Source organism: Xenorhabdus indica, assembly GCF_014467235.1.
Classification (GTDB): Bacteria; Pseudomonadota; Gammaproteobacteria; order Enterobacterales; family Enterobacteriaceae; genus Xenorhabdus; species Xenorhabdus indica.
The window spans coordinates 1-8,309 of record NZ_NKHP01000049.1; the positions used below are offsets into that span (position 1 = coordinate 1).

The 8,309-nt window shown below is 44.0% G+C and carries 12 protein-coding genes; 4 read left to right on the forward strand and 8 right to left on the reverse strand.

Annotated elements, in window-relative coordinates:
* Positions 1–31 precede the first annotated feature (31 nt).
* From Xind_RS19070 to Xind_RS19085, 3 genes are all read right to left on the reverse strand, one after another.
* Positions 32–511 (reverse strand): Hcp family type VI secretion system effector, encoded by a 480-nt coding sequence (locus Xind_RS19070; protein WP_187650867.1) that lies wholly within the window; start codon positions 509–511, stop codon positions 32–34.
* Between the two features lie 2,106 nt (positions 512–2,617).
* Positions 2,618–3,340, reverse strand: coding sequence for a site-specific integrase (locus Xind_RS19080; RefSeq protein WP_246432627.1), 723 nt, complete (start codon positions 3,338–3,340; stop codon positions 2,618–2,620).
* A 154-nt stretch (positions 3,341–3,494) separates the two neighbouring features.
* Complete coding sequence (locus tag Xind_RS19085) at positions 3,495–3,719, reverse strand: hypothetical protein (RefSeq protein WP_187650870.1); 225 nt, start codon at positions 3,717–3,719, stop codon at positions 3,495–3,497.
* Between the two features lie 726 nt (positions 3,720–4,445).
* On the opposite strand from Xind_RS19085, the gene Xind_RS19090 reads away from it, so the two are divergent.
* Positions 4,446–4,814, forward strand: coding sequence for a ProQ/FINO family protein (locus tag Xind_RS19090; RefSeq protein ID WP_187650871.1), 369 nt, complete (start codon positions 4,446–4,448; stop codon positions 4,812–4,814).
* Positions 4,815–4,832: 18 nt separating this feature from the next.
* On the opposite strand, the gene Xind_RS19095 is transcribed toward Xind_RS19090, so the two are convergent.
* The 5 genes from Xind_RS19095 to Xind_RS20725 form a co-directional block, all read right to left on the reverse strand.
* A complete protein-coding gene (locus tag Xind_RS19095) occupies positions 4,833–5,150 on the reverse strand; it encodes a type II toxin-antitoxin system RelE/ParE family toxin (protein ID WP_187650872.1) in 318 nt (105 codons plus the stop codon).
* Positions 5,134–5,406, reverse strand: a complete 273-nt coding sequence (locus tag Xind_RS19100; RefSeq protein WP_187650873.1) for a plasmid stabilization protein — start codon at positions 5,404–5,406, stop codon at positions 5,134–5,136. Before Xind_RS19100 ends, Xind_RS19095 begins: the two co-directional genes overlap by 17 nt.
* A 314-nt stretch (positions 5,407–5,720) precedes the next feature.
* The gene (locus Xind_RS19105; RefSeq protein ID WP_187650874.1) at positions 5,721–5,978 is read right to left on the reverse strand and encodes a helix-turn-helix domain-containing protein; all 258 of its coding nucleotides are present in this window, start codon (positions 5,976–5,978) and stop codon (positions 5,721–5,723) included.
* Between the two features lie 182 nt (positions 5,979–6,160).
* Positions 6,161–6,406 carry a hypothetical protein gene (locus Xind_RS19110; protein ID WP_187650875.1) on the reverse strand — a complete coding sequence of 82 codons (246 nt, stop codon included), beginning with the start codon at positions 6,404–6,406 and terminating at the stop codon, positions 6,161–6,163.
* A 2-nt stretch (positions 6,407–6,408) separates the two neighbouring features.
* A complete protein-coding gene (locus Xind_RS20725; protein WP_222941867.1) occupies positions 6,409–6,612 on the reverse strand; it encodes a hypothetical protein in 204 nt (67 codons plus the stop codon).
* A 407-nt stretch (positions 6,613–7,019) separates the two neighbouring features.
* On the opposite strand from Xind_RS20725, the gene Xind_RS19115 reads away from it, so the two are divergent.
* The 3 genes from Xind_RS19115 to Xind_RS19125 are packed head-to-tail and all read left to right on the forward strand — an operon-like array spanning position 7,020 to position 8,218.
* Positions 7,020–7,220 (forward strand): hypothetical protein, encoded by a 201-nt coding sequence (locus Xind_RS19115; RefSeq protein ID WP_246432629.1) that lies wholly within the window; start codon positions 7,020–7,022, stop codon positions 7,218–7,220.
* Between the two features lie 14 nt (positions 7,221–7,234).
* The gene (locus Xind_RS19120; protein ID WP_187650876.1) at positions 7,235–7,987 is read left to right on the forward strand and encodes a hypothetical protein; all 753 of its coding nucleotides are present in this window, start codon (positions 7,235–7,237) and stop codon (positions 7,985–7,987) included.
* A 6-nt stretch (positions 7,988–7,993) separates the two neighbouring features.
* Entirely contained in the window at positions 7,994–8,218 is a 225-nt protein-coding gene (locus Xind_RS19125) for a hypothetical protein (protein WP_187650877.1), read from the forward strand.
* Positions 8,219–8,309: the final 91 nt, after the last annotated feature.

An 8,309-nucleotide genomic window follows, 5' to 3' on the forward strand; every position in this document is an offset into this window, starting at 1 on the left:
AAAGCTAAGCATATATGCTTAGCTTTAATGTTTAATAAATTCTCTCATCCCATATGCTATAAGCAGATGTTCCCGCTGTTACATGATTCCATGCTATAGATTTATATTGAAGAAACACCTTCTCATATGGCATCAACTCATTACTATTAATTGAATTTGGATAAGTACAAGAAATATCAATAATTGTTGCTTCTGTGATTTTTACTTCATAAAAAAGTTCTGATTGACCTGCCTGTCCTGTTCTATAAAAAATAAATGCACCATTTAATGATTCGTTAGAATCTATAGCCATAGCTAACAATGGAGATGATTTATCAATGGGCTTGATAAATTGAATAGGGTGATGACTTACGTTCTGGTTACGCGTTATTGTGTGATTTAGACTGAGCACTTGTATTTGATCTTCGTGTCCCTTTTGGTATCTGTTTCCTATCGAATCAAGCGTTGAACACCCTGCTGATATTAAGCCCTGCTTCTTACCATTTAATGTTAGATATATCATGTATGACATAAAGATTACCGTCCTAGTTTTTTATTCAAATAATACTGGTTTGAACACCAAGCCAGAGAGCTGTAACGTAACACATAAAAAAACTTGTAATGATTGCATTAAAACAAAAAAGGTCAGTCTGAGATCCTTTTTGATGCTGGTCGTAAAACGAACAAAAATAAAAATTTTGTGTAAAAAAACCTAATGCCCCAATGTGGTATAACCTTGAGAGGAGCGAAGCGACATCATCATCGCTTTTGTCTTTTCTGTTTGGGATTCTCTCGACGTTTATCCTAGATTCCCTGTCCCGTTGATTGAGTTCTTTATCAGGTACGCACTGTACTTTGTGAGACCGCAGCGTGATTCGGAGGCAGAGCCGTCATGTCGTTTGACGGGACGTGATTACCACAATTTGCCTGTTTATCCTTTTGGAGACCGGGCGAAGTCCGAATCAATCAAGGGGTGTGCAATGGGTTATAGTCGTTGAATGGTTTTAAGGAAGTAGTGACTCGCTAGCTTCCCTCTGCTAAGATAGGATTGCTACGTCGAATCTTGGCAGAGATGCACACAAGATTTAGAGTACCAGAGCCGAGCCAGTTTAACCACTGTTCTCGGCTTTGTTACATCTGGGACTTGATCAATTTTTCACTTTGTGTGATCCGCAACGCTCGCCGCAGTCTTGACTAGCGAAGTCTGTCAAGGCGAGGAAGCGTCATATCATCCGCTGTTAATTTGATGCACGGTCACCGTGAAGCCGGACGGATTTTTTCGTCGCGGCAGATTTTTTTTTTCGTGAGAAAATTTATAAAAATAAGATCTTTGTCACAATTTAGTCACGAAACGGATTTGTGGGAGATGCCGTGCATAATTATTCATAGGCTGAAAAACGGCTGTGCGCGTTTTTGCGCGTTTTTTGGGGAGAAGAGAGGGACTTTTACGGGGTTAAGGTGAAAATCGCCCTGAGGGGCGTACAGGCGGTTCGGGCAACGGGTGTTATGTTAAATACGTGTAACGGCTCGCATTCCATTTTGACAGGTCTACAATACCTACAAACGACTCGTCTCATTCGGATTTAAGTTTAGTGCTGAGCTTTTTTTAAATCCTATTTATCCCTTAGATCATTACTCATCTGTCATGTCCATTATGATCAATACTTAAACGTCCGCTTTAGCTACGAATAAACAGTACGGTAACTAATTCAAGTTGTTATCAATTCTACTTTGGCTAAAAAGCAGGCTTGATGTAGGATATTTTCCGAATTCCAAACCGACCCCATTTATGCAATGGTTTTCGGTCAGGCGGAACAGCGGAGCGTTGTGTATTGCAAAAACATATTACAAGCTTGAACTAAATGGCAATAGGAAATCGCAATCATACGCATTGTTTACGCTTCGTTTCAACTCAGAAAACAAGACTCACATTGGCGAAAATAGGGATAAAACAGCTTAACGTGCTTTAAACTCCGTTTTCTTAGACGATCCCTTTGTAGCACCGCCAATATGCCGGAAATCTAACAAAACATTTTTGGATAAAGTCAGTTTTTGATGAATTCCTGATCCTGTTTCCGGCGCAGTCTTTCTGCTGTAGCCGTTGCATTCCGGCGTCGCCGTTCTGCATCCTGGGCTTTGATACGGCTCTGTTCGACTTCATGCGCCGCAGCGGCTCGTTGTCGTTTGGTTTCTGCAATGATATTTCTGACTTTGGCCACTACATCTTGTTCAAGCTGCTTGGCACGGTCTAAAGCGTAGGAGGCTTCTTTTTCCCGGATTTCTGCGGCCTGGAGTTGTGTCTGCAACCGTTGGTGAGCGACCTTCTCGGCGCTTTCAGCACGACGTTCTGCGGCTTCGGCTTGTTGCCGGTAATACCTGCGCTGGTTCTCGTGATCTGCATCCTGCGCTGTGCTGAATGCCGGCGCGGAAACCATGAGTGTGAGAACGCCGCCCAGAACCGCTCCGGCCAGCGCAACAGGCCAGAAATGAATGACGACGGCAAATCCCTGTGCAATCACCCTGATCCGGTCATTTTCGGCCAGTATTCCGACGATAAGATCATTCATGCTGGCATAGACGCCAAAGCTGACAACGGAAAGAATGAGCAGGAATGCCAGCCCTGCCGTTACACGCCATTTCATCGCAGGTAAGTCTCCGTAATATCCGGCCGGAAATGTCCCATTTCCTGACTGACGGTGGTCAATGCGTCCTCCCGGACAAGTCCCTGCCGTTGCAGTTCTCTCATGCGCTCCTGAGCGTAGGAGTGGCGCAGGCCATGAGCACCGGAAGACCATCCCAGTACGCGGTTAGCCGCGGCGCTGAAACTGTTTGTCCAGGCTTTGCCGGCACCAATCTCATAGCGGGAAAGGTAATTTATTCCCCGATCTGTTACCGTCCGCGGTTCAGGGCGGCGCAGGGTTTCCAGCCGTTCTGCCAGGTGATGAGGGATCAGCACTTCGCGCACCAGCCCCCCTTTCCCCTGCACGGTGTACAGATGGCCGTTGCGGCCGTTCCATTTGGTTTCTGTTGCCGGCCGCTCGTTAGCCGGGCACTCCCGGACGGGGGCCAGTGTGTGCAGTTCGTGGGCCCTGAGTCCGGCCGCATACGCCAGCTTAGTGGCCAGCGCATTTTTAGCCATCTGTGCACTGGCGATCAGCGCCACTTGTGCTGGGGTGTAAGCGCGTCCGGTCAACACCTGGGGACTTTCAGAGCGGATAACCGGAAGGGGCTGGCCGTGGGGTAATGCGCCGGTGACGTGGTACATCATGGCCTGAATGGCCTGTCGTTCCATGTCCAGTGTTTTCTGTCCGACGGCTTCGCTGCGGGTTTCCAGATAGTCAATGGCTGTCGTCGGTGTCATTTTTCTCAGATCGGAACAGGCGCGGGAGGACTTCACCCATTCAGCCACGCGGGTTAAAGCCTGCTCGTAATTGCGCACGGTGCCAACGGAGCGTAACGCACTTCCCTGCATGGCCTTTATGACGGAGGCGGCCTGCCTGGCCGGACTGGCGAATTTAGCCATTGCGCGCCAGCCAGCGGGTGACGGTGGAGATCACTACCCGGATACGTTTTTCCCTGAGCCAGCGTTGCAACTCAGCGGCGCTGGCCCCTTCTCGGTGCAGCTGCAACAGTTCGCCAGCGTAACGATCGAGGCGGGATTTCCGGTAACGCCGCTTGCGGATAATCCGGGTCTGTTCGCGCAGCACGGCCAGCTCATGGCCTGCATCAAACTGGGGCATGTGTTTCTCCACGGGTTAGGGGTGTAAGAACGACTGACCTGAGAAGGTTCAGCGACAATTGAATGTCTATTTGCCCCTGTTTGAACCGGTGTGGTTCAGGCTCGGACTAATCTCGCCTTGTTACCCGTCAGCGTGGGTAAATCGCGGCCGTGACACTGGCTCAGTGGCGTTTGGGCTGTACGCGTCAGAAATCGCCAAATGGGCTGTTGGGTGACAGAAATCTCGGATCGTTGACCTGTATCCGGTGTAGCAGGAGTGCGTCAAAGGGCACCAGACTTATCATAAGCTTTCACAATAGCGTAAAAACTGGGCTAATGATAGTTGCGTTTAAAATATTGCGTATAATTATGGAAAAGCCATAAAACCGCGCTATGCCCAGCTTTTTTAATTATTGGGCATAGCGCGGTTTTATGGTGAATGCTGACAGGAGGGTAAAATAGGGTTTACGACTCACGGAACGCACAAATTTGGCGGCAGTCGATAGCCTTAATACGTGACTCATCTACCTGTTGGACGGAATGACGACGTGTTGTCCACGCTTACTGTAGATAACGTTGTGTGCCTGATGAAAAAGCAGGGCCTCAAAAGCTGAATGGCGTGAGTTTTGTGTGAGTTGGTTGTTTTATAGTCTGTTGAATTAAAAGGGAAAGTGTTAACGGTTCTGTTACGCGAGTGAAACAGTATGTAGAATGCCCCTTTTAACGATGTTTTTAATGAGATAGCACTATGGCAACAGAAACTGAAGAAGAGAAAAAACAATTTGAGCGGGAAGCAAAGGCATTGTTAGAAGGTTTCTGGTCAGCTTTGTTTTGTTACCGGGCGCCGCGTCCTCTTAAAGTGGGTGTGCTGGAAGACCTTATTTCAGATGCAGAAGCCCGTGGATTGCCTTTTAACAAAGAAATACTGAGAAAAGCTCTCGTGAAGTACACCTGCCGCTATAAGTATCAGGATGCGCTAGCACAAGGCGGTGAGCGTTACGGACTTGATGGAAAAGCCTATGGGATGGTTTCAGATGAACAGCAGGAGAGAGCGAAAGGGCAGATAGCCCAGCGTAATGCAAAGGCGGCTCTCGTGAGAAACGCAAAAAAGTCTTGAACCAGCCATTTCTGGGCGTTATTCGTTTGCCCTCTGCTCGCGTATTGAGTGGGGATTCTGCCGTTGTCCAACGACTGCCAGCACGTTAACCTGCTTCGCTTGATCGTCTACTTCGTAAAGGACATGCTGTCCTGCCAGACTTATACGGCGTACATCCTCGCCGTAGCGTTGATCCATTTCGTACAGGCGGGGAAACTCTGCCAGTTTTTCAGTGGAATTCAGGAGGCGATCCGTCACATTTCTGGCATCCCAGAGTGATGAATTTTCGGCGATATAGTCAAAAAGTGCCATAACGTCCTCGATAGCGCCTTGTTTCCATTCAACGTGATACGACATCTCGTAACTCCTGATAACGGCTTTGCAACTGCTGGCGAAGCTGTCCAGTGGTCATGCCTGGGCGACTGTCGGCGCGGGCGATCGCAACTTTGGCTCTTACCCGTTCTTCGTACTCGGCTTGTACCAATTCCTCGTTAGCTAACCGTTGCAGAAGTTCCGCGTTTCGGATTGCGTCGGTGCCGGGCATGATCTGGGGCAGATTTTCTGCCAGTTCACGCAGGAAGTTGGCGTTTTCATAGTGAGTTGTGTTGCTCATGGTCATACTCCAAATTTCCGTGTGTGGGAATCTCGCCGCGTTTTTCTGTGAGTTGTGCCAAAAGACTGACTTGTGCCGATTATACGCCATAAAATTTAATTGATTAAGTTAAGACACTAAAAACAGCTTATCTTATGGTTGCGAGCCGGAATCGCTCAAAATTTTGTTGGGGTGAACCCAAAATTACTCTTTTGGGTATCACTTGGTAAAATCCAAGTGATACCAGTAAATTGCGATATCTCTTTAGCTGGATAAGGAGTTTGATAAGTGCAGAAAGTGACCCTCTATCCAAAGAGGGAATTAATAGTTCGCTATCATGGATTATTTCGAGGTTTGCGTTCTATCAGGCTGCCCATGTTATCGAAATAACGACTGGGCCAAATTTCGGAGGGATGAAGTTCAAGGCGGTTAGCAATGATCCATTCCCCTTTTGGCCAAGGCCGAACCAGCGTATTCGCTAATGTGGATGAACTTAATCCGGCCTGACGAGAGATTGCTGATAAGGACGTTCCCTGTTTACGTAATGCAGCAATGACATCAGCCGGATGCCAGTCTTTTTTTGGTATGCTCATTTTCTATTTTCCTTTTTTAAATGAAAAAAGTCAGAGGAGCAGTACAGGAGTGCTTAATGCTGTCTGAATTGTTACAGCAAAAACATAGACAGGCGCACTGGCAGAAAATCCTGCCAGTGGAACACTCTACAAGGCTGCGACCCCTTGGTTATCAGTTTAGGCCGATAACATTTTTAGATTACTTATTTAGATAAATCGGAATCTGATTTATTTGGTTCTAGGATTTCTTTTACCGCGCCGATATCCAGTTCTTGGCTTAATTTCCGCAATTTTTCGACGATGACATTAATACAGCTATGGATATGCCTGACATTAGTCTCTATATCAGATTGGTTGCAGAGATATTCGGCGCACTTAATTAGATCACAGGAATCTCGCGCCAGTGCGTAAGCGTCTGTCTCAGTTTGATAAACGAAGAGTTTAGTCATGCTTAACCTCGGTATTGTGAGGTAAGACGACGGCAGGTACAGAGGAACACCATCGGAAAAGATTCATTTTTGTTTTCTCCTTTTAGTGGTGGCAGTTCAAACAGGGTTCGCAGTACCGGGAGTGTTCTTCCAGCGAGGCTAAAGCCTCCCCTGCCTGAACCACCATAGAAAAGGCGAAAACAGACACACTGGTATATGTATTTCATACCAGTGAAAACACTCTAGGGCTGCGACCCCCTAACTATCGGATTTTGCCAATAGCGTTATCAGGTTAACGGGATAATTAAAAATATTCAATAATAAAATCAACTGCATGTGACCTATTGATGATAAATATTTTTTGTATTAGTAGTGTTGGACTAGCGCGAATGCTCACGCTAGTCCAAATTCTACTACCGATCCGATTCTTAAAAAATATCGCCAGTTCTGCATTAGTACTGGTGATAAAAAAAACTAATGTTATTTTTTTTTGACTAAAATAAAATGTTTGGAGTTTGTATTTTTTCACATGAATTGATGCTAGTTGTTGTCATTTTTTAAGTATTTGATTGGTGTAGTCACGTTTTATATGAATGTGATATATTCATTTTTAAATTAAAAATGGAGATATTGTATGGATGAAAAAGATGATTTGATGAAAAAAATAAATAATATCATGGTTAATAGTTCAGTGAGATCTGAGGATAAACTCGCTGTAATGATGATGTTTTGTTTTCAGTTATTATCATCTACAAAAACAGATATGGTTAATATGCGAATATCTGATGGTAGGGTATTAACACTTAAATTTGATGAACATTCAATCAAACATTGATTTTGGAGTTTGTAATGGGTTCTAGTATCGAAGATGACCTCTGGAGAGAGGTAGATCGGCAAAATGATTGGAATTTGCGAGTAGAAGAAGCTTATCGTGTAGCTGGCCTCAAGCTTGAAAGAGCGGTAAATGACACTATAGAATTAGGTGAAGAGGTCGTAGATACTATAGGCTTAGGTATGAGACGTAAACTCTGGCAACTTTCATATTTCTTTGAGGGTTATGAAGATGTATATGCACGGATAAAAGAAGAAGATCACAGAATGAAGTTAAATCTCATGGATCTTAAAAATAAGGAGAAAAGAGATTTTATTGCAAGAATAATAGAAACATATGTTGATGAAATATTTAAAGGAAACGAAGAAAGAGAAAAAGAAAGAATATATAAATTAATATTGAGGTATTCTTCAAAAATTGCAATAGGTAAATCAATCAAGTTAAGTGTATCGGCTATAATAGCAGAAGCTATATATTTTAATGTAATTAAAAATACCATAGTGAAAAATGTCGCTAAGAGGTTTATTAATGGGATGTTGAATATCGCTCAGGGATATGGGAATGTAGAAAAAGCATCAATATCAGCAAATAATCTAAAAATAACATGTCCCCAACTCTATTGGGCTTTGTATTTTAAAAAGTTGGAAATGTTATATTTTATAGTTGAACCTGAATTAGAAAAAGGTATTTATCTAATAGAGGGGTTTAAAAACAAGCAGGTAAACGATGAAGAAGTTGCTCGTGTACTTTCGGAAATGATGGGGAATTAATTTATAATGAAAAATAAAACATTCAGTATGGGATGGTTCAAAGATCTTTTTTGTGTATTTTTTAAAGAGTTATTGTGGTCAAATATTCCCGTTGTGGCAATTTTTATATGGGGTGTTGTGTCAATTTATTTTTTTCAAGATGAATGGTGGGTTGTATCTTTAATAGGTAGCTTTGTAATTGTTGTTTTGTTTTTGATCCTTTCGTATATAAGTGAAAAGAAAAAAAGCTAAGCATATATGCTTAGCTTTAATGTTTAATAAATTCTCTCATCCCATATGCTATAAGCAGATGTTCCCGCTGTTACATGATTCCATGCTATAG